The sequence below is a fragment of the Rhodococcus sp. p52 genome (genome assembly GCF_000763325.2).
Classification (GTDB): domain Bacteria; phylum Actinomycetota; class Actinomycetes; order Mycobacteriales; family Mycobacteriaceae; genus Rhodococcus; species Rhodococcus pyridinivorans.
The window spans coordinates 887,059-910,432 of sequence record NZ_CP016819.1 but is presented as its reverse complement, the minus strand read 5'-3'; the positions used below and the strand labels follow the sequence as shown (position 1 = coordinate 910,432).

Genomic DNA, 23,374 nt, shown 5'->3' with positions numbered 1-23,374 from the left:
CGTGACGGATCGCTCTGCGGACGGCCCCGACGCCGTCGACACCCTGCCCCCGCCCGTGCTCATCGCTGTCGACGAGGCCAGCGGTATCGGGGTGCTCACCCTCGACCGCCCGGAGCAGCGCAACCCGCTGTCGGTGGAGACGATGCGCGAGGTCATCGCCGGCCTGACGGCGCTCGCGGCCGACACGAAGGTGATCGTGGTCCGCGCGGAAGGCCCGGTGTTCTCGGCCGGGCACGACCTGCGGCAGATGATCGGACGCACGCTCGACGAGGAACGCGCGATCTTCGAGACGTGCAACGAGATGATGCGGACCGTGCAGTCGATCCCTCAACCGGTGATCGCATCGGTGCAGGGCACGGCGCTCGCGGCGGGATGCCAGCTCGTCGCTGCGTGCGATCTCGCCGTCGCTGCCGGCGACGCCCGCTTCGGTACCCCGGGTGTGCGGATCGGGTTGTTCTGCTCGACGCCGATGGTCGCGGTCAGCCGCGCGATCGGCCGCAAGCGGGCGCTGCAGATGCTGCTGACCGGCGACACCATCGACGCGCAGACCGCCGCCGACTGGGGCCTGGTGAACTACGTCGTCGAACCGGAGACGCTGGAGACCGCGACCACCGAGCTCGCCCTGAAGATCGCCACGTCGTCCCCCGAGACGATGCGGATCGGCAAGGAGGCGTTCTACCGGCAGATCGATCTGCCGCAAGAGACGGCCTATGCCGCAATGGCGGAGACGATGGCGTCGAACGCGATGATCGACGACGCGCAGGAGGGGATGGCGGCCTTCCTCGAGAAGCGGGCACCGGTCTGGAAGGACCGCTGATCCCGAGCGATCGCTAGGTCTGGACTAGTTGGTTGGACGTCCTATAAAGTTCACTGCATGACCCCCGACCCGCGTCAGAGCACCGTCGACGGCATCCTCCACCGCACCGCCGCGCGCTATCCCGCCCGCGTCGCACTCCGCTTCGGCGACCGGCAGTTCACCTACCGGGAACTCGACGACGCCGTCACCCGTGCCGCTGTGCACCTGCTCTCGTTGGGCCTGTCCAAGGGCGACCGCGTGGCCGCCTACGGCACCAACTCCGACGGCTACGCGATCGGATATCTCGCCGCTGCCCGCGCCGGCCTGGTGCACGTGCCGATCAACTACGCACTGCGCGGCGAGGAACTGTCGTACCTGCTCGGTCAGTCGGGCGCGAAAGCCGTGCTCGTCGACCCCGTGTTGCGCGACAATCTCGACGCCGTCCTGGCCGACGTGCCGGCCGAGACCGTCGTCCCGCTCCGCGACGCCGACGACTCCCTGGTGACGGTCGCGCAGACCGGCGACGTGCCGACGCTCGACGTCGCCGTGGCCGACACCGACCTCGTCCAGCTCCTCTACACCTCGGGCACGACGTCGAAGCCCAAGGGCGCCATGATGACCCACCAGGCGCTCACCTTCGAATACATGTCGTCGATCGAGGCGCTCGACCTGTCGGCCGGCGACGACCCGCTCGTGTGCATGCCGCTCTACCACTCCGCGGCGATGCACGTCTTCCTCATCCCGTACTTCGCGGTCGGTGCGACCGTGCGGCTGCTGCCCGCACCCGACGTCGCCGAGATCCTGCGGCTGGTGGAGGAGGAGCGCATCGGATCGCTGTTCCTCGCCCCGACGGTGTGGGTGCCGCTGACCAACCATCCCGACCTCGACGAGCGCGACCTGTCGTCGCTGCGCAAGGCGCAGTACGGAGCGTCGATCATGCCCGTCACCGTCCTCGAGCGACTCCGCGGCCGCTACCCGGAGCTCGGCTTCTACAACTGTTTCGGCCAATCCGAGATCGGTCCGCTCGCCACCGTCCTCCGCCCCGAGGAACACGACGCGCGTCCCGCCTCGTGCGGCCGGGCCGTGCTGTTCGTCGAAACCCGCGTCGTCGACGCCGACGGCAACGACGTCCCCGACGGTGAACCCGGTGAGATCCTGTACCGCTCACCGCAACTGTGCCTGGGCTATTGGGAGAATCCCGCCGCGACGGAGGAGGCCTTTCGCGACGGCTGGTTCCACTCCGGCGACCTCGTCACCCGCGACGCCGAAGGCTTCATCACCGTCGTCGATCGCATCAAGGACGTCATCAACACCGGCGGCATCCTCGTCGCCTCACGTGAGGTCGAGGACGCGATCTACACGCATTCGGCCGTCGCGGAGGTCGCGGTGATCGGTACTCCGGACGAGAAATGGATCGAAGCGGTGACCGCGGTGGTCGTCCTCAAGGACGGTCACGAGCTCGACGAGCCCACCTTGATCGACCACGTCAAGCAGCGCCTCGCACCGTTCAAGGTGCCCAAGGCCGTTCGCTTCGCCGACGTCCTGCCGCGTAACCAGAGCGGCAAGCTCCTCAAGCGCGAACTGCGCGGATCCTGACCACTCCGACCGAACACTGCGAAAAGGAAATCCGAACCCGATGCCGAAGAAGCACGTCGCCTCCTGGTACGACGACGAGGTCTCTGCCGTCTACGATCTCGCGCGCGAGTTCTTCGATCGCGAGGTCATGGGCAAGGCCGAGAAGTGGGATTCGCAGCGTCGTATCGATCGTGAGGTGTGGCTCGAGGCCGGCAAACTCGGTCTGCTGTGCTGCTCGATCCCCGAGGAATACGGGGGTGGCGGCGGTACCTTCGCGCACGACCTCGCGGTGTTCGACGCGCAGGGCTACTCCGGCGATCTCGCGTTCGGCAACTCCGTGCACAGCGGCATCGTCGCGCACTACATCCTCGAATACGGCAACGAGGAGCAGAAGAAGACGTGGCTGCCGGGCATGGCCACCGGCGAGATCCTCGGTGCCATCGGCATGACCGAACCCGGCGCGGGTTCGGACCTCAAAGCGATCAAGACCACCGCGGTGCGCGACGGCGACCACTACGTCGTCAACGGCTCGAAGACCTTCATCACCAACGGTTCTTCGGCCGACGTCATCGTCCTCGCCGTCAAAACCGACCCGAAGGCAGGCGCCAAGGGTGTGTCGCTGCTCATCGTGGATCTCCGTGACGCCCCGGGCTTCTCGGTGGGCCGTGTGCTCGACAAGGTCGGCCAGCACGCCGCCGACACCTCCGAGCTGTCGTTCGTCGACGTGCGCGTGCCCGTGACGAACCTGCTCGGCGAATCCGAAGGTCTCGGCTTCGGTCAGCTCATGGCACAGCTCGTGCAGGAACGTCTGATCATCGGCGCGCAGGCCGCCGGTGCGATGGACCGGGCCGTCGAGGAGCCCGTCCGCTACACCAAGGCGCGACAGGCGTTCGGGCACAGCCTGTTCGAGTTCCAGAACACGGCCTTCGAACTCGCCGAGTGTCAAACCATCGCCCGCCCCTGCCGCATCTTCCTCGACCACTGCATCGAGCAGCACCTGAAGGGCCAACTCGATCCGTCCGATGCCGCGATGGTCAAGTACTGGCTGACCGACAAGCAGTGCGAGGTCATCGACCGGTGCGTGCAGTTGCACGGCGGCTACGGCTACATGCGCGAATACCTCATCGCGCGGATGTACGAGGACGCGCGCGTCCAGCGGATCTACGCCGGCGCGAACGAGGTCATGAAGCAGATCATCGCGCGGGCGCTGTAACCGCCGAGTCGTATCCGAATGCGGGACGTCTCAGCGGGCTGTGGCGGTCAAGAACTCTTCGATCGCCGCCGTGAGCTTCTCGGGCTGGTCTTCGGCCAGCAGGGTGTAGCTGTCGTCGATTTCGACCAGCCGCGCGTCGGGGAAGGCCTCGGCGAGGCGTCGCCCGTGATCGCGCGGCATCATGCGGTCCTCGGTGGCCCACACGACCAGCACCGGCCCGGAGAATTGCGCCGCTTTCGCAGCGATCTCGAGCAGCTGTTGCTTGGGCGGGGCCGAGAGTGCGTACTTGGCCAGATCACGCCGGATGTTCCGGTCGACGGTGGCCGGGCGGAACCAGGCGTCCATGACGGGTCCGGGTACCGGACGTTTGCTCATCCATCCCCAGGTGCCGGGGCCACGCCGGCCGAACTTCGTGCCGAGCACCGCCATGAGCAGGCGTACCCCACCCGGAAGCTTGACCAGCGGCAGGAGTCGTTTCACCGGGCCGGGAGGGTAGTTGTCGAATGCCTCGCACGCGGCGAGCACGAGTCGCGAGACCCGTTCGGGATTCGACACGGCGAAGAAGGCCTGGGCGCCGCCCCAATCGTTCTGGATCAGCGTGACGTCACGCAGGTCGAGAGCGTCGAGGAACTCCCCGATGAGATGGCCCATGCCGACGAGGGTGAGGTCTGCCTCCGGGCGCATCGGTATGCGGTGCGAGCCGAGAGGCCAGGTCGGCGCGATGCAGCGGTAGGTGCCGCGGAGTTGTTCCACGACGTTTCGCCACGCGGTTCCGTCCATCAGTAGACCGTGGATGAACACGAGAACCGGTCCGTCGCCACCGGTGTCCTCGTACTCGATCGTTCCTGCCGAAAGCTCGATGTCGAACACGCGATCCCCCTTCGCGTCGAGTCGTCGAGATACTTCCACAGTTCGACGCCGATCACCGGGATTTCACTGATTCCCTCAGAGGGGCTTGGTCCAGTCCAGCGTGTAGCGGTAGTAGAAGCGTCGATGGATACGGCTTCCGGGCAGCACCATCGCGGCCGCGCGACGGATATCGGCGAGTGACTCGCGGGGTTGTTCGGTCGTCATGCCGGGGTAGCCGGACTCGCGGTGGATGGTGCTCGCTACGCGAACGGGAAGAACAAGCGCCCCGGCGACGAGCCGATCGATCACGGTCTTGTTGGCAGACAGCCCCACGATGCGTAGGCTCCCTCCCGGGGCCAGAAGTTCTCGCATGCGTTCGAGCGCGATGATCAGCGGCATGTGATGGAGGGTGGCGACGCACGTGATCAGGTCGAAGCGCCGATCATCGAGTTCCGACGAGATGAGGACATCTCCCTCGACGACGTGCGCGTCGGGGGTGTCGGCAAGGCGTGCGCGCGCTCGGGCGACAGCCGAGTGATCCGAATCGATGCCGGTGACCGATGCAGCTGCCGTGGCGAGTTTCCGAAGGAGAAGTCCGTCGCCGCAGCCGATATCGAGGACGCTGCTGTCACGGTGCGGAACCGCTGCGAGCAACTCCGAGTGGAAGGCCGTGTTGTGATTCCGATACTCGGTCACGATGCTCCTTTCTCGTCGTCGGGAACGTGTCAGGGTGCATGAGGTCGGGTCCGCGGAATCGCCGACGGTGTCGAGCGTGAACTCGACGCATCGGGCTGGGGCCCCTGCCACATCGTCGGGAACTCCCTCCGTGGACAGGTCGGGTTCGAACTCGAACGCCATGGCCGTGCACGTTCGCCGGCTGCTGTCAGTCCGAGTCGCGGTCGGAAACGTTTCTCATGGAGGGAGTTCCGTATCGGCTTGTCGTTCATTGCGCAGTTTCCGTTGGCGGCAGCGGCGCGGGGGCTCGGTGAGCGGGCCTGGGCACGGCTCCAACGACCGATCCTCCGGAACGCGAGCCGGCGACTCGACGCCGTACCACCCGAGGATGCTGCGAATGTCGTCCGCGCAGTGTCCCACTGCCCGATCTACCTCACGAGGCTGCTCGCCGGCCTTCGCGACGGGCCGTTGACGGACCTTCACCGGGTGAAGGCACCTACCACGGCCGGCTCGTGGTGAGATACTTCGCCATCTCCTGACTCTGCGCGCGGTGCATGCGGCGGTGCTCCGCCCGCTCGTCACCGGACTCGTTCAGCTTGCGTTCCTCGTCGGATTCGGGCAGCACCGGTGGGACCTGCATGGTTCGACCGCCGTCGTCGACGGCGACGAAGGTGAGGAAGGCGGTGGCGGCGATGCGCCGCTCCCCGCTGCGCAGATCTTCGGCGGTGACCTTGACGAAGACCTCCATCGAGCTACGTCCGGTCCACGTCACGAACGACTCGAGGCACACCGAATCGGACGGACGGACGGGTTCGAGGAAGGCCACGGAATCGGTCGACGCCGTCACAACCGAGGCACGACTGTGACGGGTCGCCGAGATCGACGCGGTCATGTCGATGTCGCTCATCAGCTTCCCGCCGAACAACGTGTTGTGGTCGTTGACGTCGTTGGGAAACACCCTGCTGGTCTTGACGACTCGCGATTCTCGGCAAGGTTTGGCCTGCACGCCGATGGTCCTTTCGTAGATCGTGCTCACGGCGGGATCTCCGCCGGATGCACCTCTACAAGCCTACGACTGCTGCGCGGAAATCGGCGCAGGCCTGGTGTGATACTCGACAATTCTGGTCAGCATGGCGGTGAGCTGTGCGCGTTCGGCCGCGTCGAGGGGAGCGAACGCCTCGTCCTGCGCCGCGGTGAGCATCCGGTCGAGATCGAACAGTCGCCGGCGCCCGCGCTGGGGGAGGGTGATGATGTTGCGTCGCCGATCGGTCGGGTCGGGTGCTCGTTCGACGAAACGCCGGTCGACGAGTGCGTCGACGGCGGCGGCGACGTCGCTGCGATCGAGTCCGCAGCGACGGGCGAGGTCGATCTGACTGGACGGACCGTGTACCTCGAGGGCGGCCAGGATCCGGTAGTGGTGACCTCGGGCATCGGCGGAATCGAGGCGGTCGAACACGACGCGATGCACGTGGCGCGCCGCCAGGGTCATCAGATAGCTCGGGAGGTGTCGGAGCCGATCGGGGCCGGCCGCGTCGTGGGTGGCGGACATGTGACCGAGTCTACGATTACGGGCCCTGTGGATCGAGACCCCGTCACCGCCGACGGTGGTCGGTGATGGGGGTGCGAGGGCCGCGTTTCGGAACCTGCGCGTACCCACCGGACTCCACGATCAGTCGAACCGCCCGATAGCGTTGCGGGCGCAGGGGTTCGAGGTATTCGATCATGCCGGGATCGTCGAGGGGCTTACCGAGCAGCGCCCATCCGACGACCTTCGCGAGGTGGTAGTCGCCGACGGAGAGCGCATCGGTGTCGCCGAACGCGCGCTGGGCGACCTCCGCGGCCGTCCACACGCCCACCCCCGGCACGACCCGCAACTTCCGTCGGGCGTCGGCGGCCGGTTCATGCACGAGGCGCTCGAGGGAGTCGGCGACCTGCGCGCACCGCACCACAGTGCGTGCGCGGCCGGGGTCGACGTTCGCCCGATGGAACTCCCAGGACGGCACGGTCCGCCAGGTCGCCGCGGAGGGCGGCACGCGCATGCCCTCCGGGGCCGGACCGGGCGCCGGATCGCCGAACCACGTGACGAGACGACGCCAGGACGCGAACGCCGCCACCCCGTGCACCCGCTGTTCCAGGATGGCCGGCACCAGGGATTCGAGCACCCGGCCCGTGCGGGTGATGCGCAGGGCAGGCATGCGTCGGTGCGCCTCGACGAGCAGGGGATGCTCGGGTACGAAGCCGGATGGGTCGTCGTCGGCGCCGAGCAGCGCCGGAAGCCGATCGACCAACTCGGATGCGCCCGGACCCCACGCCAGACACCGCGCGCCGTGCGGACCGTCCTGGGTGAGTCGGTACGTCACGGCACCGGTGTTCATCCGGGAGGTACGCCAGACGGCGCCGGCGACGACGCGATGACACGGATCCCACGGCCCGCGCTGCAGCGGGCGCAGGGTGCGCACCACGTCGACCGGCCACGGCACGCGCACGCGGGTGTCGAGGGGTGCTTCGTCCGCCACGCTCGCGATGCGACGGCCTCGCTCGTCGGACACGGTCACCGTCCTACCGTACTCTGTGCGCTGGAGCCGACTTTCGCGACTCTGTGCGCTGGAGCGGACTTTCGCGACTCTGTGCGCTGGAGCCGACTTTCGCGACTCTGTGCGCTCGAGCCGACTTTCGTGGTGTCGGAGGGTGCGGCTATGGTCGGGCGCATGATCATCGTGAGCACCGACGGATCCTGCCTTCGCAATCCCGGTGGCGCCATCGGGTGGGCGTGGGTCAATCACGAGGGGCCCAGCGCGTCGGGCGGTGAGCGTTCGGGCACGAATCAGATCGCCGAGCTCCGGGCGGTGCTCGAGGCACTGCGCGCGCATCCCGGCGCCGAGCCGATGATCATCGAATCCGATTCGCAGTACGCGATCAAGTGCGCCTCCGAATGGCTGCCCGGATGGAAGCGCAAGGGTTGGAAGACGGCCACCGGCGCGCCGGTGAAGAACCTCGAACTCGTGCGCGCCATCGACCGCGAGCTCACCGACCGCACCGGTCCGGTGCGGTTCCGCTGGGTGCGCGGCCACGTCGGCAACCACTTCAACGAGATGGCCGACACGCTCGCCGGCCAGGCCGCCCGCGAGATCGCGGCGCAGCCCGGACCGATCGAGGTGCCGAGCACGCCCGTGGTCGCGCACAAGCCGCCGAAGTGCGCCGACGACGCCGAATTGACCTTGTTCTGAGCGAAGTTCCGCTCAGCGCGCGTAGACCGCGGTGGGTTGCCCGTTGATCGCGTGGACGGTCACGGGGGTATCGAACACGTCGGTGAGGATCTCGTCCCGCATGATCTCGTCGGACGTGCCGCTGGTGACGATCAGGCCGTCGCGCAACGCGATGATGTGATCGGAGTACGCGGCGGCGATGTTCACGTCGTGGATGACGAGCACGATCGTCTTGCCCAGTTCGTCCGCTGCCCGCCGCAGCTGACGCATCATCAGCACGGCGTGCTTCATGTCGAGGTTGTTGAGCGGCTCGTCGAGCAGCACGTACTTGGTGTCCTGTGCCAGCACCATCGCCACGAAGGTACGCTGCCGCTGACCGCCGGAGAGCTGGTCGAGGAAGCGGTCTGCGAGGTCGGTGAGGTTGAGGAATTCCATCGCCTCGTCGACGTGCCGCACGTCTTCCGCGGTGAGTCTGCCCTGGCAGTGCGGGAATCGACCGAAGCCGACCAGTTCGCGGACCGTCAGGCGCGCGGTGATGTGGTTCTCCTGCCGCAGGATCGACAGATGCTTGGCCAGCTCCCGGGTCTTCGTGGAATGCACGTCGAGTCCGCCCACGGTGACGGTGCCGCTGGTGGGTTGCAGCAGTCGGCCGATGATCGTCATGAGCGTCGACTTGCCGGCACCGTTCGGTCCGATCAGGGAGGTGATGCCGCCCTCGCGGATCGTGCCGGAGACGGGTCCGAGGACCCGCTTGTCCTGGTACGACATCGAGACGTCGTGGAACTCGATCACAGCGTTCCCTTTCTCAGGAGCATGAACAGGAACAGGATGCCGCCGACGAACTCGATGATCACCGTCAGGAACCCGCCCGCGTAGAAGACGTGCTGCATGAAGAACTGGCCGAAGGCGAGGGTGATCACGCCGAGCAGGAACGCCATGGGCATGACGTACTGGTGCTTGTACGAACCGGCGATCTGGTAGGCGAGGGTGGCGACGAGGAAGCCGAAGAAGGTCATGGGCCCGGCCAATGCGGTCGCGAACGCCACGAGCAGCGCGATGAGGACGAGCATCAGCGTCAACTCGCGCTTGTAGGCGACACCGATGTTGGTTGCGGTGTCGCGGCCGAGCAGCAGCGCATCGAGACGGTGGCGACGGCGCCACAGGATCACCCCCACGACGATGCAGATGCCGAACGCGAGGGGCAGATAGTCGCCGGGTACGGACGACAGGCGACCCATCAGCTCGACCGAGAGCATGTCGTACTCGGTGGGGGAGAGCACCCGCTGGATGAACGTCGAGAGACTGTCGAACGCCATTCCGAGTACGACGCCGACGAGCAGCATCAGGAACAGGCTGCCGAAACGGCCGGAGAACAACCAGCGATAGAGCAGCGTCGCCAGTGCCACCATGAGCCCGGTCTGGAGGACGAGCTTCGGGATGCCTTCGGAGGTCGCGATCGCGGTGGCTCCGAAGAAGAAGACCGTCAGCGTCTGCATCAGCGTGTACAGGGAATCGAACCCGATGATGGACGGCGTGAGGATGCGGTTGTCGGTGACCGTGTGGAACACGACGGTCCCCATGCCGTGCGCGAACGCCGCGACCACCATGGCTCCCAGGACGGTGAGCCGGCGCGGGAAGGTGAAGTCGAACGAGCCGCGGATGAACAGGAACAGATAGCAGGCGACCGCCACGGCGGCGATCGCGGCGACGATGGCCAGGCGCACTCCCGGCGACAGGCGACGGCGCTCACCCTTGCCGGTCGGGACGGCCCGGGCGCGTACGGAATCAAGCACTGACATGACGACGCTGCCTCAGAACGAGAGTGATGAAGACGACGGCGCCGACGACGCCGAGGACGACGGACGCGGGAATCTCCATGGGGGCGACGATCGTGCGGCCGACGAGATCGCACGCGAGAAGTAGTCCGGCGCCGATGACGGCGACCCAGGGCAGGTTCTTGTGCATGTCGTCGCCGAGCATCATCGACACGAGATTCGGGACGATCAGGCCGAGGAACGGGATGAAGCCCACCACCACGGTAGTGACGCCGGTGGCGATCGCGACGAGCATGACGCCGAGGAAGACGACCTGCTCGTACTTCAGCCCCACGTTGGTGGCGAGGTCTCTACCGAGACCGGCGATGGTGAACCGGTCGGCGAGGAGATAGGCGAGGACGGCGACGGCGAGCACCGCCCACAGCGGTTCGTAGAAGCCGCGAACCACGCTGCTGAAGCCACCCGAACGCCACGCCGACATCGACTGCAGCAGGTCGAAGTTGCCGGCGAGGAAAGTGGTGATCGAGCCGACCACGGCACCGAGCATGATGCCGACGAGCGGCACGATGATCGACGACTTCAGCGCGATCCGGCGCAGGACGACGATGAACACCATCGTTCCCGCGAACGCGAAGATCACCGAGATCACCATCTTGACCATCGGCGACGCGTCGGGAACGACGATCAATGTGGCCAGCAGGCCGAGACCGGCCCACTGCGCGGTGCCCGCGGTGGTCGGTTCGACGAACTTGTTCTGGGTGATCAACTGCATGATCACGCCCGAGATGCTCATCGCGACGGCCGCGAAGATCAGGGCGAGGGTTCGCGGCACGCGGGAGATGAAGAACATCTCGCGGGCCGCCGGGTCGTGGATCAGCGATTCGAGGGTGATGTCGTAGCCGCCGACCATCAGGGACGCCACGGTCAGTGCCAGAACGACCACCGAGATCACCGGCAGCAGCACTTTGTTCTTCGTCATGGGGGCTCGGATCCGGAGAAGGTGCGCTCACACACGCAGCCTGCCCCGGCCCGTGATTCGGGTCGGGGCAGGCTGCTGTGGAGCGTCGAACAACAGGGACTTACTGTGCCGACTGGTTCGCAGCTTCGAACGCGTCGGCGATCTGCTGGAACGCTTCGGTGTAGGACTCGATGCCCTCACGCTTGTAGAAGTCGCCGTCCAGGTAGATGATCTGGTCCTTCGTGGCGAAGGTGGTGTTGGCGAACGCTTCCTGCGCGTCGATCACCGCGGCGGCCGGCTGCGGGGCTTCCTCGCCCGGCACGGCGGTGGCGGAGTCGCGGTCCAGGACGATCATCCAGTCGGGGTTCGCCTGCGCGATGGTCTCGGGAGCGAGACCGGAATCGCCGTGGACATCACCGGCGTCGCCGGCGAAGACGTCCTTCAGGTTCACGCCCTCGAGGAGGCGACCGATACGGCCTGCACCGTTGTCGATCTTGCCGCCCGCGACGACCGCGAGGAAGACGCTCTCACCGTTCGTGGCGTCCTGGGCAGCTTCGGTGGCAGCCTCGAGCTCGGCGACGATCTCCTCGGCCTCGGCTTCCTTCTCGAAGATCTGCCCGAGCGCGAGGGCCTGATCCTTCAGTCCCTGGATGTAGCCGCCCTCGGAATCGTCCAGCGCGGAGACGTCGACGACCGGCGCGATCTTCGACAGTTCTCCGGTGAACTCGGTGAAGCGCGAACCACCGATGATCAGATCCGGCTCGGCCTCGCTGACCAGTTCGAGCTTCGGCTCGCGGTGCGTGCCGACATCGAGGATGGAGTCGTCCTCACGCCACTCGTCGAAGCCCGTGTTGGGGAGGAGGGTCTTCGGCAGGGCGACGGGCGTGATGCCCCAATCGCGCAGCATCTCGAACGACTTGTTGTCGAGGGCCACCACACGCTCGGGGTCCGTAGGAACTTCCATCTCACCGTTGTTGGTCTCGATGGTGACGGTCGCGCCGTTCTCGGCGTCGGCGCTGTCGATACCGCTGTCACCGCAGGCGGTCAGGACGAGCGCCCCGGCGAGGGCCGGTGCGAGGAGCAGGCGCTTGAGATTCAGTTTCACGGGTGACTCCGAGGAAGGGTCGGACGGCGTGCTGACATGTGCCAAGACGCTCGCGGATCGGTAATTCAAGTTTCACATAGTATTGGTAAGGCAAACCTTTGTCCTGCTGGGGGTATGTGACAACGATCTCCCGGAGCGAATATCAACTACTCACGTCACCCCTGCTGAGGGTCGCCGGATAGGGTCGCGGCATGAACGAAGTCGAGTCGGTCGCACGCTTTCGGAGCACCCACGGTCTCGATCACCTGATCGACGTCCACACGCACTTCATGCCCCGCCAGGTCATGGACAAGGTCTGGGCGTACTTCGACTCCGCAGGCCCGCTCGTCGGACGGCCCTGGCCGATCACCTACCGGCACGACGAGGAGGAACGCGTCGCGCGTCTCCGCGACTTCGGGGTACGCCGGTTCACCGCCATGCTGTACCCGCACAAGCCGGAGATGGCGGCGTGGCTCAACTCGTGGGCGGCCGACTTCGCGGCCCGGACCCCCGACTGTCTCCACACCGCCACCTTCTACCCGGAGGCCGAGGCGAAGGAGTACGTCGCGTCGGCGATCGAGGCGGGCGCGCGCGTGTTCAAATCCCACATCCAGGTCGGCGATTACTCGCCGCTCGATCCGCTCCTCGACGACGTGTGGGGCCTGCTCGAGGACTCGGGCGTGCCCATCGTCGTGCACTGCGGGTCGGGCCCGGCGCCCGGCACGTACACCGGTCCGGCTCCGATGCAGGAACTCATGCGCCGGTACCCGCAGCTGACGGTGATCGTCGCGCACATGGGTCTGCCCGAGTACCGCGAGTTCCTCGACCTCGCGGAACAGTACGAGCGGGTGTATCTCGACACGACGATGGCGTTCACCGATTTCGTCGAGGAGGACACACCCTTCCCGAGGGATCAGCTGCCGCGTCTCGACGCGCTGCGTCGGAAGATCCTGCTCGGCACGGATTTTCCGAACATTCCGTACGACTATCTGCACCAGCTCGAGGTGCTCGAGCGCGTCGCGCCCGACAGCGAGTGGATCCGCGCGGTGTGCCGCGACAACGCCACGTCGCTGTTCGGGCTCGGCGAGTGATCGACGGGTTCGCCGGTCAGACGGTGATCGAGCGTCGGACGATCTTGCCGGTCGCGTTGCGGGGGAGCAGATCCTGCGTGATCCGCCAGACGGTAGGGACCTTGTAGTAGGCCAGTCGCTCGGCGCAGAAGGCTCGCAACTCGTCCTCGGTGATCGTGCTGCCGGGTCGCAGCACGACGACGGCGGCGATCTCCTGTCCCAGATCCTCGTGGTCCACGCCGATCACGGCGCTCTCGACGACGCCGGGGTGCTCGTCGAGGCACTGTTCGATCTCCGTGGGATAGACGTTCTCGCCGCCGCGCAGGATGAGATCGGACCGTCGGCCCGTGAGCCGCAGACGTCCGTTCTCGATCGCGCCGTAGTCGCCGGTACGCAACCATCCCTCCGGGGTGATGGCCGCGTCCGTTGCGGCCGGATCCTCCCAGTAGCCGAGCATTACGTAGGGACTGCGGACGCAGATCTCACCCTCGGTGCCGTCGGGCACCCGTTCGCCGAACGGATCGCGGATCTCCATGCTCACCGTGATGATGGGGGAGCCGAGGGTTCCGGGGAAGGCCTCGATTTCCGGGGCCGTCGCCATGGCGATCGCGGTGCTGCACTCGGTCAGCCCATAGCTGTCCACCAGAGCCTGTCGCGCGAAGGGGAACTTCGCCTGCAGGCGTTGCTTGAACTCGGGGGAGGACGGAGCAGAAGCCAGCGCGAACGCAGTGAGCGAGCCGAGGTCGTACTTGTCGGTGTTCTCGTGCTCGAGCATGCGCGAAGCCATCGTCGGCACCGCACCCCAGTTGGTCACCCTCTCGCGCTCGATGAGCGTGAAGACCTTGTCGACGTCGAACCCGCCTTCCGTCATGACAGCGGCGCTTCCCGTTGCGAGTCGCGGCACCGCAAGGTTGTGCAGGCTCGCGATGTGGAACAACGGTGAGGTCAGGAGATACCGGTTGTCGTTGGGCACCGAGTCGTCATAGGGGCGCTGCTGCATCGCGGCAACCAGCGCGTCGGAGTATCGGTGATAGTCGACGACGGCGAGCACGTTGCGGTGGGAGTGCAGTGCCCCCTTGGGACGCCCACTGGTACCGCTCGTGAACAGGATGACCGCGGGATCGTCCTCCTCCACGTCCGCCGACGGCAGTTCGGCGCCGGACGCCGCGGCCACGATCCGGGGCACGTCCTGCTCGGTGGTGAGCAGATCGAACCCGGAGACCCCCGCTCTCCCCAGCAACGCGGCGCGTTTGGCGTCGGCGACGATCACCTTGGGCCGCACCAGGTTCACGCCGTACGCGATCTCGGGCGGCGTCCACCAGGAGTTCAGGCCCACTGCAATTGCACCCAGGCACTGAGCGGCCCAGAAGGTGATGATCCATTCGGGGGAGTTGGCCGCGAGAAGCGCGACGCGGTCGCCCTTCTTCACGCCGTGCTCGTCGCGCAGGACGGTCGCCAGGGCGGCGACGGCGTCGGCGTGCGCGCTGAACGAGAGGCGGCGATCGGCCGTCACGAGGTAGTCGCGGTCGCCCCATTGCCGGGACGCGGCGACGAGGTCGCCGATGCGGCGGTCGCGGTTGCGCATGACCTGCATCCGGTTGCCGCGCACGTCCTCTTCGACGATTTCGAATCGGCCACCGGGGCCGGTGAGCTGGGAAACGACCATCTGCAACATCTGCTGCAGATCTGCTTGTGCTGTCAAGGATTCGCCTTTCTCGGTCCCGCACGGTTTCGTCGCGCAGCAGGGCGTACACAGGGGGATCGGAGAACTGTTTCGGGTGACGTAGTGCATAGAACCCTAGGTGCTGTGTCTACTGTCACAGATTTGTCCCGGTGAGTGAGAGTGGCCCAGGTCTCACTCTGTGGGGTGGCTACCTTCGCGACACCCGGCCTACCGTCCGGCGCCCCGGAATTGCGCTTCAGCCCAGACCGAGACCAAGGAGTCCATCGTCGTGAAACTCAGCGCTGCCTCGAAATCGATGGCGGGTCTGTTCGCCGTCGTAGTGGCGACGTCCGCTTGTGCGTCGGACCGCGGCGCCGACCCGTCGGCGGGCGCCCTCGCTCCGGCGGCAGCCGCCGCAGCGGCGGCCCCCACGGCCGAGGAATCGTTCGGAACCCTCGTGTCTCCGTGCGGGCCGGGGGATGCGGCAGGAAGCACCGACCAGGGAGTGTCGGATACCGAGATCCGCATCGGATACGGCGACGACCGGGGCTACTCGAAAAGTCCCGGACTCAACAAGGAGATCGGTGACGCCGTCTCCGCGATGATCGACTGGTGCAATGCCCAGGGTGGCATCAACGGTCGCACGATCGTCGGTACCCACTACGACGCTGCGATGACGCAGGCCAACGCCGTGATGCAGAACGCGTGTGCGAGCGAGTTCATGATGGTCGGTCACGGCTTCGCCATGGACCAGACGTCCGAGCAGACTCGGGTCGCGTGCAATCTCGCCGCTGTCCCCGCCTTCACCGTGTCCCCCGACGCGGCCAACGGCCCGATGACCTACCAGGGCGTCCCGTTCCCGGTCGACTACGCGAACGGCTCGCAGTGGTTCCAGATCGCCGAGATGTACCCGGACCTGGTCGGCGAGTTCGACGTCATCGACAGCACGATGCCCACGATCATCTCGGCGAGCACCAAGATCCGGTCCATCGCCGAGGCCGCCGGCTTCACGCTGAAGAACTGCGGTGTCACGCTCAACTACGAGGGCGAGTCGAGTTACGCGCCCTTCGCCGAGAAGTTCAAGCAGTGCGGCGTCAAGGGCCTGTGGACGTCCCGTTCTCCGGTGCCGGCCGAGTTCAACTTCGTGAAGGCACTCGACCAGGCCGGCATCGACCCGATCCTGCTCGGTGAGGCCACCTGGTACGGCAACGCCGCCCAGGCGTGGAATGGGGAGAGCGGTCTGCTCGACAACCTCCACGCCGGCATGACCTTCCAGATGATCGAGAACGCTGATGCCGTACCGGCCGTGAAGAAGTACGTCGAGCTGGTCACCGAGCAGGACGGCAAGACCGCGCTGCTCGGCATGCAGGCCACCTCTTCGTTCCTGTTGTGGGCGACCGCTGCGGACGCCTGCGGATCGGACCTGTCCCGTCAGTGCGTCATCGACGAACTGTCCCGAATCGACGAGTGGGACGGAGGCGGGCTGCACGCCGTCACCGATCCCGGGAACAACATGCCGGCAACCTGCGGGCTCGTCGTGAGGCTCACCGGCGCCGAATACACCCAGGCGTTCCCCACGGAGGCCGGCACCTTCAAGTGCGACGACCGCTACCGCGTCGCAACCGATCCGAGCACGTGGGGCACCGAACTCGGAGCCGACCGCGTCGCGACGAAATACCTGAACCCGAACATCATCAGACCGACCGTCTGATCCGAGCGCCCGGTGCCGGCGAGGCCTGACACGCACTCGCCGGCCCCCCGACCAGAGGTACTCGTATGGACACCTTTCTGACCTTCACGATCGTGGGGTTGGTGCTCGGATCGGTTTACGCGATCGCTGCATCGGGCCTCGTTCTCACCTACAACACGTCCGGCATCTTCAACTTCGCGCACGGCGCACAGGCGATGCTCGGTGCGTTCGCCTACTGGCAACTGCGCTACGGCTGGGGGCTGCCCACACCCGTCGCGTTGCTTCTCGTCCTCGGCGTCCTCGGCCCGATGACGGGCCTGTTGCTCTACGTCGTGATCATGCGCGGCATGCGTGACACCGCCGAGGTCACCAAAATCGTCGTCACCGTGTCGATCCTGCTCGGCATGGTCTCGGTGTCGCACTGGTTCTGGCATCCGGAGACCGCACGCACCATGACGATGTTCTTCGGCGACCAGGCAAGGATCGACCTCTTCGGCGTCACCATTCGCTACCACGAATTGATCTGTCTCCCCGCCGCGGTGCTCATCGCCGTGGGACTGCGAATCATGTTCGTGCGCACCCGCGTCGGAGTGGCGATGCGAGGTGTGGTCGATGATCCCGATCTGCTGCGCCTGAACGGGCACGACCCCGACCGGCTCGCCGCGCTGTCCTGGATGATGGGTTCGACCCTCGCGGTGCTGGCAGGTGTCCTCGTGACACCGATCAACGGTGGCACCCTCGAAGCGAACATGCTGACCCTGCTCGTCATCGACGCGTTCGCGGCGGCGATGTTCGGCCGGCTGCGCAGCATTCCGCGCACCTTCGCCGGTGCGCTGTTCCTCGGCCTGGCAGCCACATACGTGCTCGCCTACTTCCCGACCGCGTGGACGTGGACGTCGAATCTGCGGGTGTCCCTGCCGATGATCGCGCTGTTCGTGGTTCTCGTCGTACTGCCGCAGGATCGGTTGCGCGGTGCCGTCACCCGTACCAGGGAGCGCTACCACGTGCCGTCGGTGCGCAAGGCGATCGCCTGGGCGGTCGCGCTCGTCGTCATCGTCTATGCCATCCGCCTGCTCATGGTGACGTCGGCGGTCACGACCCTCACGATCGGCATGGCCTTCGCGATCATCGCGTTGTCGCTGACCCTGCTGACCGGATACGCGGGCGAGATGAACCTCGCGCCGATACCTTTCGGTGCCATCGCGACGATCGTGGCGTTCCACTTCGGTATCTCCGGGAGCGGACTGGCTGCCCACCTGAACCTGTGGGGCGTGGCGCTCGGCGTTGCCGTCACGGCCGTGATCGGCGGGCTCATTGCGCTTCCGGCCCTGCGGTTGCGCGGCCTCTATCTCGCCCTGGCCACGATGGCGTTCGGTGTGTTCCTGTCGAACATGGTGCTGCGCGACACCACCCAGCACGAGCTGTTCGGCATCAGGTTCTCGCTGTTCACCGACGGCAACATCGCGATCCCGCCGTTGAAGGTCGGCCCACTCGACCTGCGGAACGAGACGGCCTTCCTCATGACGGTGACGGTGATCTTCGCCGTTCTCGGCGTGGGCCTCATCGCCCTGCGCAACAGCGGCTACGGCCGCCGGCTCGCAGCGATGAAGGACAGCCCCGCCGCGGCGGCGATGCTCGGCCAGAGCCTGGTGCGTCTGAAGCTCGGGGTCTTCACCCTGTCGGCGGGCATCGCCGGACTGGGCGGGCTGTTCATGTCGAGTGCGATGGGCTCGGTGTCGAACGAAAGCTTCTCGATCATGGTGAGCTTGTCGCTGCTGATGCTCACCGTCGTGGCCGGTATCGGTTACGTCTCCGGTGCGCTGTTCGGTGGTCTGATGTCGGGTATCGGCTTCGCCGTCATCATGGTTTCGTTCTCCGATCTCGCTGCGGGACAGCCGGAACTGGCCGGAATGTGGACCTTCCTCGGTCACGTCGCCGCAGTGAGCCCCGCGCTCATCGGTATCGGCGTCGCGGCCAACCCGAGCGGCAGCGTCCACCAGATGGTGGAGGGCTACCGTCACCTGAAGAACGCGGAGCCCGTGCTGGTCGGGGGTGCCGCGGTGGTGCTCGTGTCCTACCTGCTCGCGCTCGTCGGCGCGCTCGACAACTGGTGGTTCGCGTCGATCACCATCGCGACGGTGTTCATGCTTCCGGTCGTGGGACAGTGGCTGATGCCCGAAGCTGTGCTCGGCGCAGAGGAAGCGCAACGTCGCGCGCCGCTGGTTCCCGAACGGATCGGAATCGACGAGCCCTACAACGAGCAGGCACGGGACGAGATCGACCGTGAACTCGGCATCGACGAACTTCTGGCCGCACGTGCCACCGGGTCGGAGAAGGAACTGATTCCTCATGGCTGAGACACCCATTCTGGAAACACGCGGAATCACAGTCCGATTCGGCGGACACGTCGCGGTCAAGGACGTGAGCCTCGGAATCGAACCGGGAACGGTGACGGGCCTGATCGGACCCAACGGGGCCGGGAAGACGACCCTGTTCAACACGATCACCGGCCTGCAACGGCCGACGGTAGGCAAGGTCTTCCTCGATGGTCGTGACATCACGTCGCTACCGCCCTACAAGCGGGCCCACATGGGTATGGCCCGCACGTTCCAGCGTCTCGAGTTGTTCGTGTCGCTGTCCGTGCGCGACAATCTCCGAGTGGCCGGGGACATCCACAATGCCAACGGACGCAACAAGATCGATCTGGACGAGGAAGTCGACCGGCTCCTCGAGCTGACCGGCCTGGCCGATATCGCGAGCACCGACGTCTCGGACGTACCCACCGGCCGCGCCCGCGTCGTGGAGGTCGCCCGCGCGTTGATGACCTCGCCGCGGGTGCTGCTGCTCGACGAACCCGCCTCCGGGCAGACGGAACAGGAAACGGAGGCGTTCGCCGCCCTGCTCCGCGATCTGGCCGATTCGGGTCTCGCGATCTGCCTCGTCGAGCACGACATTCCGCTCGTGATGAAGATCTGCTCCCGGATTCACGTGCTCGACTACGGCGCGGTGCTGGCCAGTGGCGTCCCGGACGAGATCAAGAACGATCCGGCAGTGATCAACGCCTACATCGGCACCGAGGAGGAAGCGGTATGAGCGTCGAACCGTTGCTCGAACTGTCGGGTGTCCGGGCCGGATACGGTGCGATCGAGGTGCTGCACAGCGTGGATCTCATACTCGAACCGGGCGCGGTGGTCGCCCTGCTCGGGCCCAACGGCGGAGGTAAGACGACGACCCTGCGCGTGTGCTCGGGTATCCATCCGGTCTCGTCGGGTGAGTTCCGGCTGGCCGGCCGTGTCGTCAACGGTGTGTCCGCAGCGGAATTCGCACGTCTGGGGGTGTGCTCGATTCCCGAGGGACGCGGCATCTTCCCCAACCTCACCGTCCGCGAGAACCTGTGGATCGGAACCGGCACCGGTGTTCCTCTCGCAGACCTCGAAGAGGTGGCGTACACGCGATTCCCCGTTCTCGGTGAGCGCCGATCACAGCTGGCCGGTTCGATGTCCGGCGGCGAACAGCAGATGCTTGCGCTGTCGCGGGCGCTCGGTACCCATCCCACGGTGCTGTTGCTCGACGAACTGTCGATGGGTCTGGCACCGCGCATCGTCTCCCGGATCTACGACATCGTCGGCGAACTCGCCGCCGAGGGGGTGTCGATTCTCGTAGCCGAACAGTTCGCGCGAGCGGTGCTCCCGATCGCCACCAGTGCCGCGCTGATGTTGCAGGGCCGGGTGGTGCGCACGGGCGATCCGGCGGAGATCGAAGAAGAACTTTCCACCACCTATCTAGGAGGATGACCATGACCGCACTCGCCGACGAGCGACGTGAACAGTTCAAGAAGGACGTTGCAGCGCTGGGTCTCGACGCTCCCCGTCCGGATTCGGGAGGAAAGGCCCGCATCGTCGGCCTGGCCCTGATGGTGATCGGCGCCATCGCGATCTTCGTCGTCTACATTGCGTCGCTGACCCTCTCCGATACCCGTGACCTGCTGTCCTACCAGTTGCTCGCTCTCGGCTTCGTGGCTGTCACTCTGATCGGTGTGGCGGTCCATCTCGCCGCCGCGGTCACTCGTGTCCTGCGTCTGTGGCTGGGCAGGCAGTTGCTCGAGAGCAGCACGCAGGCCGAGCGGATCGCGCAGGCGCTCGCACGCAACGACTGAGCGCACATACGCCGAACGCGGCGACGGCCCACCCCGAGGGATGGGCCGTCGCCGTTGTCGATGTGCCGGAATCAGCTGCCGGCAGCCTCGAGACCGGTGGTGATGTCGGCAAGGATGTCGTCGATGTTCTCGATGCCCACGGCGAGTCGCACGAGACCCGGGGTGACACCCGCGGCGATCTGCTCCTCGCCGGTGAGCTGCGAGTGGGTGGTCGACGCGGGGTGGATGACCAGCGAACGGACGTCGCCGATGTTCGCGACGTGGCTGTGCAGGGTCAGCGCGTTGACGAAGCGCTTGCCGGCGTCGATGCCGCCGGAGAGCTCGAACACCACGATCGCACCGGCGCCGCGCGGGGTGAGCTGCTGGGCGCGGTCGTACCACGGCGAGGACTTCAGGCCGGCGTAGGCGACGGAGGTGACCTCCGGGCGTCCCTCGAGGAACTCGGCGACCTTCTGTGCGTTCTCCACGTGCCGCTCGATGCGCAGACTCAGCGTCTCGATGCCCTGCGAGATGAGGAAGGCGTTGAACGGGGAGACCGCCGCGCCCATGTCGCGCAGCAGTTGCACGCGCGCCTTGAGTGCGTAGGCCGGAGCGCCGAGGTCGGCGAAGACGACACCGTGGTAGCTCGGGTCGGGGGTCGTGAAACCGACGTGGCGGCCCTGCGTCCAGTCGAACGTGCCGCCGTCGACGATGACACCGGCGATGGCCGTGCCGTGGCCGCCGAGGTACTTGGTGGCCGAGTGCACGACGATGTCGGCACCGTGCTCGAGCGGGCGGAGCAGGTAGGGGGTGGCGACCGTGTTGTCGACGATCAGCGGTAGCCCGTTCTCGTGGGCGACACCCGAGATGCCGGGCAGGTCGAGGATGTGGTTCTTCGGGTTGGCGATCGTCTCGCCGAAGAACGCGCGGGTGTTGTCGCGGACGGCCTCGCGCCACTGGTCGAGGTTGTCGGGATCCTGGACGAAGGTGACCTCGATGCCGAGCTTGGGCAGCGTGTAGTGGAACAGGTTGTACGTGCCGCCGTAGAGATACGGGCTCGACACGATGTGATCGCCGGCCTGCGCCAGGTTGAGGATCGCGAAGGTCTCGGCGGCCTGTCCGGACGCGAGGAGGAGGGCGGCGACGCCACCTTCGAGGGCAGCGATGCGCTGCTCGACCGCGTCCTGCGTCGGGTTCATGATGCGGGTGTAGATGTTGCCCGGTTCGGCGAGACCGAACAGCGCCGCGGCGTGATCGGTGTTGTCGAAGGTGTAGCTGGTGGTCTGGTAGATGGGCAGGGCCCGGGCCTTCGTGTCGCCGCCGGCGGGCTGTCCCACGTGGATCTGCTTGGTCTCGAAGCTCCAGTTCGCGCTGGGATCGGTTGCTTCAGGGGTGGTGTCGCTCATGGCTCTGCTCCGGATTCGGGATGTGTTCTGATCGTCGACATGCTGACCTTCGGGCCCCGCACACGACATCACCGTACGGCGGTGTGGAGGGGGCAGGAACGGGTGCGGCGGTCAGCGGGCCAGGCACCCGCGGATACACGAGAGTTGGGCACGACGGTGCGGCGACCGGCTCCCGCGCTCGTACGTCTTGCTCACGGTCCCGACAATAACCTGTCCGCACGATTCCGACCAGACTCATAGGAATTCGCTCTCGCCAGGAAACTGACTCCGGAGTACCTACAGTCTGTGTGTACCCCTTCCGGTGTGACCTCTGTTACTGCTAACGTTCTGGAACAGATTCCAGTTTCATGAGGCGCGCAGGGTCGTGGCCAGGACTTATGGAGGTGCAGTTGACCGCCGTCGACTCCGCGCTCGAGCCCGTCGGAACCTCGTCGAAACGAGAACTTCCACCATCGATGGTCGATCGGATGACCCTCATCCTGGAGGCCTTCGACAGCCGCGGCGCACTCACTCTCGAAGAGGTCACCTGTCGCTCCGGGTTGCCCCGTTCGACGGTGCACCGCATCCTCGATCACCTCGTGCGTCGCGACTGGATCGAGCACGCATCCTTCGGCTACTGCCTCGGCCCGCGTGCCCTCGGTCTCGGTGGCAGCGACACGGGCCACCGCCGCATCCGGGAGGCCGCTGCGCCGCATCTCCACGATCTGGCGATGCAGACCGGCGCCGTCGTCCACTTGACGGTCCTCGAGGGCAACGAGGTGCTCTACCTCGACAAGGTTGGTGGACAGTTCGCGTCGAGCGTGCCGTCACGGGGGGGCGGTCGGTTCCCCGCCTACGCCACCGCGGCCGGCAAGTCCATCCTCGCGTGGCTCGAGCCCGAACGCATCGACGCGCTGTACGGCAAGACTCTCGTGCCGTGCACCGAGCGCACCATCCGCGATCACGTCGCACTGCACCAGGAGCTCAACCGCATTCGCAAGCGTCGTGGCGTCGCGTTCGAACGTGAGGAAGCTGCGCGGGGCATCGGATGCGTGGGCGTCGCGCTCCGCGGCGTCGACGGCCCGGTCGCCGCCCTGTCGCTGGCAGCGGACGCGCGTTCGACTCGCCTGGAGTGGGTGGCGCCGATCGTCGCCGATACCGCTCGAAAGATCACGCGCACGCTGTTCCCGGAGCAGGAGCGCGACGACAGCCTGCGGGCCACCGAGAAGGTGGGCTGACGCCTTTCGGTTTTCGCCACGAAGGACTGTGCGCAGTTCTCGTCGGAAATCCCTCGAGGAGA

At 66.4% G+C, this 23,374-nt stretch carries 22 protein-coding genes; 11 read left to right on the top strand and 11 right to left on the bottom strand.

What is annotated here, in order from left to right:
* The first annotated feature begins 1 nt into the window (after position 1).
* From IM25_RS04035 to IM25_RS04025, 3 genes are read left to right on the top strand one after another with little or no spacing between them, the layout of a single operon-like run.
* Positions 2-817, top strand: coding sequence for an enoyl-CoA hydratase (locus IM25_RS04035; protein ID WP_033098436.1), 816 nt, complete (start codon positions 2-4; stop codon positions 815-817).
* 57 nt (positions 818-874) lie between these two features.
* A complete protein-coding gene (locus tag IM25_RS04030) occupies positions 875-2,392 on the top strand; it encodes an acyl-CoA synthetase (RefSeq protein WP_033098435.1) in 1,518 nt (505 codons plus the stop codon).
* Positions 2,393-2,432: 40 nt separating this feature from the next.
* Positions 2,433-3,584, top strand: coding sequence for an acyl-CoA dehydrogenase family protein (locus tag IM25_RS04025; RefSeq protein ID WP_065995775.1), 1,152 nt, complete (start codon positions 2,433-2,435; stop codon positions 3,582-3,584).
* A 30-nt stretch (positions 3,585-3,614) separates the two neighbouring features.
* Here the strand turns inward: IM25_RS04025 and IM25_RS04020 are convergent, their stop codons facing one another.
* The 5 genes from IM25_RS04020 to IM25_RS04000 all read right to left on the bottom strand — a co-directional run bounded on the left by IM25_RS04020 (position 3,615) and on the right by IM25_RS04000 (position 7,663).
* Complete coding sequence (locus IM25_RS04020) at positions 3,615-4,454, bottom strand: alpha/beta fold hydrolase (RefSeq protein WP_033098434.1); 840 nt, start codon at positions 4,452-4,454, stop codon at positions 3,615-3,617.
* A 75-nt stretch (positions 4,455-4,529) separates the two neighbouring features.
* Positions 4,530-5,129, bottom strand: coding sequence for a class I SAM-dependent methyltransferase (locus tag IM25_RS04015; RefSeq protein WP_084295067.1), 600 nt, complete (start codon positions 5,127-5,129; stop codon positions 4,530-4,532).
* A 475-nt stretch (positions 5,130-5,604) separates the two neighbouring features.
* Positions 5,605-6,144, bottom strand: coding sequence for an acyl-CoA thioesterase (locus tag IM25_RS04010; protein ID WP_019290767.1), 540 nt, complete (start codon positions 6,142-6,144; stop codon positions 5,605-5,607).
* A 33-nt stretch (positions 6,145-6,177) separates the two neighbouring features.
* Entirely contained in the window at positions 6,178-6,657 is a 480-nt protein-coding gene (locus tag IM25_RS04005) for a MarR family winged helix-turn-helix transcriptional regulator (protein ID WP_065995774.1), read from the bottom strand.
* 43 nt (positions 6,658-6,700) lie between these two features.
* The gene (locus IM25_RS04000; RefSeq protein ID WP_006551013.1) at positions 6,701-7,663 is read right to left on the bottom strand and encodes a DNA-3-methyladenine glycosylase family protein; all 963 of its coding nucleotides are present in this window, start codon (positions 7,661-7,663) and stop codon (positions 6,701-6,703) included.
* A gap of 153 nt (positions 7,664-7,816) precedes the next feature.
* Between IM25_RS04000 and IM25_RS03995 the strand changes: the two genes are divergently transcribed.
* Positions 7,817-8,335, top strand: a complete 519-nt coding sequence (locus tag IM25_RS03995; RefSeq protein ID WP_033098456.1) for a ribonuclease H family protein — start codon at positions 7,817-7,819, stop codon at positions 8,333-8,335.
* Positions 8,336-8,347: 12 nt separating this feature from the next.
* Here IM25_RS03995 and IM25_RS03990 read toward each other — a convergent pair whose 3' ends face one another.
* From IM25_RS03990 to IM25_RS03975, 4 genes are all read right to left on the bottom strand, one after another.
* On the bottom strand, positions 8,348-9,106 hold the full coding sequence (locus IM25_RS03990) for an iron ABC transporter ATP-binding protein (RefSeq protein ID WP_033098433.1): 759 nt from the start codon (positions 9,104-9,106) through the stop codon (positions 8,348-8,350).
* On the bottom strand, positions 9,103-10,113 hold the full coding sequence (locus tag IM25_RS03985; protein WP_232333396.1) for an iron chelate uptake ABC transporter family permease subunit: 1,011 nt from the start codon (positions 10,111-10,113) through the stop codon (positions 9,103-9,105). Before IM25_RS03985 ends, IM25_RS03990 begins: the two co-directional genes overlap by 4 nt.
* Positions 10,100-11,068, bottom strand: a complete 969-nt coding sequence (locus tag IM25_RS03980) for an ABC transporter permease (protein ID WP_033098431.1) — start codon at positions 11,066-11,068, stop codon at positions 10,100-10,102. The genes IM25_RS03985 and IM25_RS03980 overlap by 14 nt, the downstream gene beginning before the upstream one ends.
* A gap of 100 nt (positions 11,069-11,168) precedes the next feature.
* Positions 11,169-12,152 carry an ABC transporter substrate-binding protein gene (locus IM25_RS03975; protein ID WP_052040162.1) on the bottom strand — a complete coding sequence of 328 codons (984 nt, stop codon included), beginning with the start codon at positions 12,150-12,152 and terminating at the stop codon, positions 11,169-11,171.
* A 191-nt stretch (positions 12,153-12,343) separates the two neighbouring features.
* Between IM25_RS03975 and IM25_RS03970 the strand changes: the two genes are divergently transcribed.
* Positions 12,344-13,222: an amidohydrolase family protein gene (locus IM25_RS03970; protein ID WP_006551007.1), complete on the top strand. Its 879-nt coding sequence runs from the start codon at positions 12,344-12,346 to the stop codon at positions 13,220-13,222.
* A gap of 16 nt (positions 13,223-13,238) precedes the next feature.
* Here IM25_RS03970 and IM25_RS03965 read toward each other — a convergent pair whose 3' ends face one another.
* Positions 13,239-14,876: a class I adenylate-forming enzyme family protein gene (locus tag IM25_RS03965; protein ID WP_174556303.1), complete on the bottom strand. Its 1,638-nt coding sequence runs from the start codon at positions 14,874-14,876 to the stop codon at positions 13,239-13,241.
* A 304-nt stretch (positions 14,877-15,180) separates the two neighbouring features.
* On the opposite strand from IM25_RS03965, the gene IM25_RS03960 reads away from it, so the two are divergent.
* From IM25_RS03960 to IM25_RS03940, 5 genes are all read left to right on the top strand, one after another.
* Entirely contained in the window at positions 15,181-16,575 is a 1,395-nt protein-coding gene (locus IM25_RS03960) for an ABC transporter substrate-binding protein (protein WP_198162562.1), read from the top strand.
* 65 nt (positions 16,576-16,640) lie between these two features.
* Positions 16,641-18,911, top strand: a complete 2,271-nt coding sequence (locus IM25_RS03955) for an ABC transporter permease (protein WP_065995773.1) — start codon at positions 16,641-16,643, stop codon at positions 18,909-18,911.
* Complete coding sequence (locus IM25_RS03950) at positions 18,904-19,647, top strand: ABC transporter ATP-binding protein (protein WP_033098427.1); 744 nt, start codon at positions 18,904-18,906, stop codon at positions 19,645-19,647. The genes IM25_RS03955 and IM25_RS03950 overlap by 8 nt, the downstream gene beginning before the upstream one ends.
* Complete coding sequence (locus IM25_RS03945; RefSeq protein WP_006551002.1) at positions 19,644-20,348, top strand: ABC transporter ATP-binding protein; 705 nt, start codon at positions 19,644-19,646, stop codon at positions 20,346-20,348. Before IM25_RS03950 ends, IM25_RS03945 begins: the two co-directional genes overlap by 4 nt.
* Positions 20,345-20,710 (top strand): hypothetical protein, encoded by a 366-nt coding sequence (locus tag IM25_RS03940; protein ID WP_084294956.1) that lies wholly within the window; start codon positions 20,345-20,347, stop codon positions 20,708-20,710. Before IM25_RS03945 ends, IM25_RS03940 begins: the two co-directional genes overlap by 4 nt.
* 71 nt (positions 20,711-20,781) lie before the next feature.
* Here the strand turns inward: IM25_RS03940 and IM25_RS03935 are convergent, their stop codons facing one another.
* Positions 20,782-22,095: a bifunctional o-acetylhomoserine/o-acetylserine sulfhydrylase gene (locus IM25_RS03935; RefSeq protein ID WP_006551000.1), complete on the bottom strand. Its 1,314-nt coding sequence runs from the start codon at positions 22,093-22,095 to the stop codon at positions 20,782-20,784.
* 377 nt (positions 22,096-22,472) lie between these two features.
* Between IM25_RS03935 and IM25_RS03930 the strand changes: the two genes are divergently transcribed.
* A complete protein-coding gene (locus IM25_RS03930; protein ID WP_065995772.1) occupies positions 22,473-23,312 on the top strand; it encodes an IclR family transcriptional regulator in 840 nt (279 codons plus the stop codon).
* Positions 23,313-23,374: the final 62 nt, after the last annotated feature.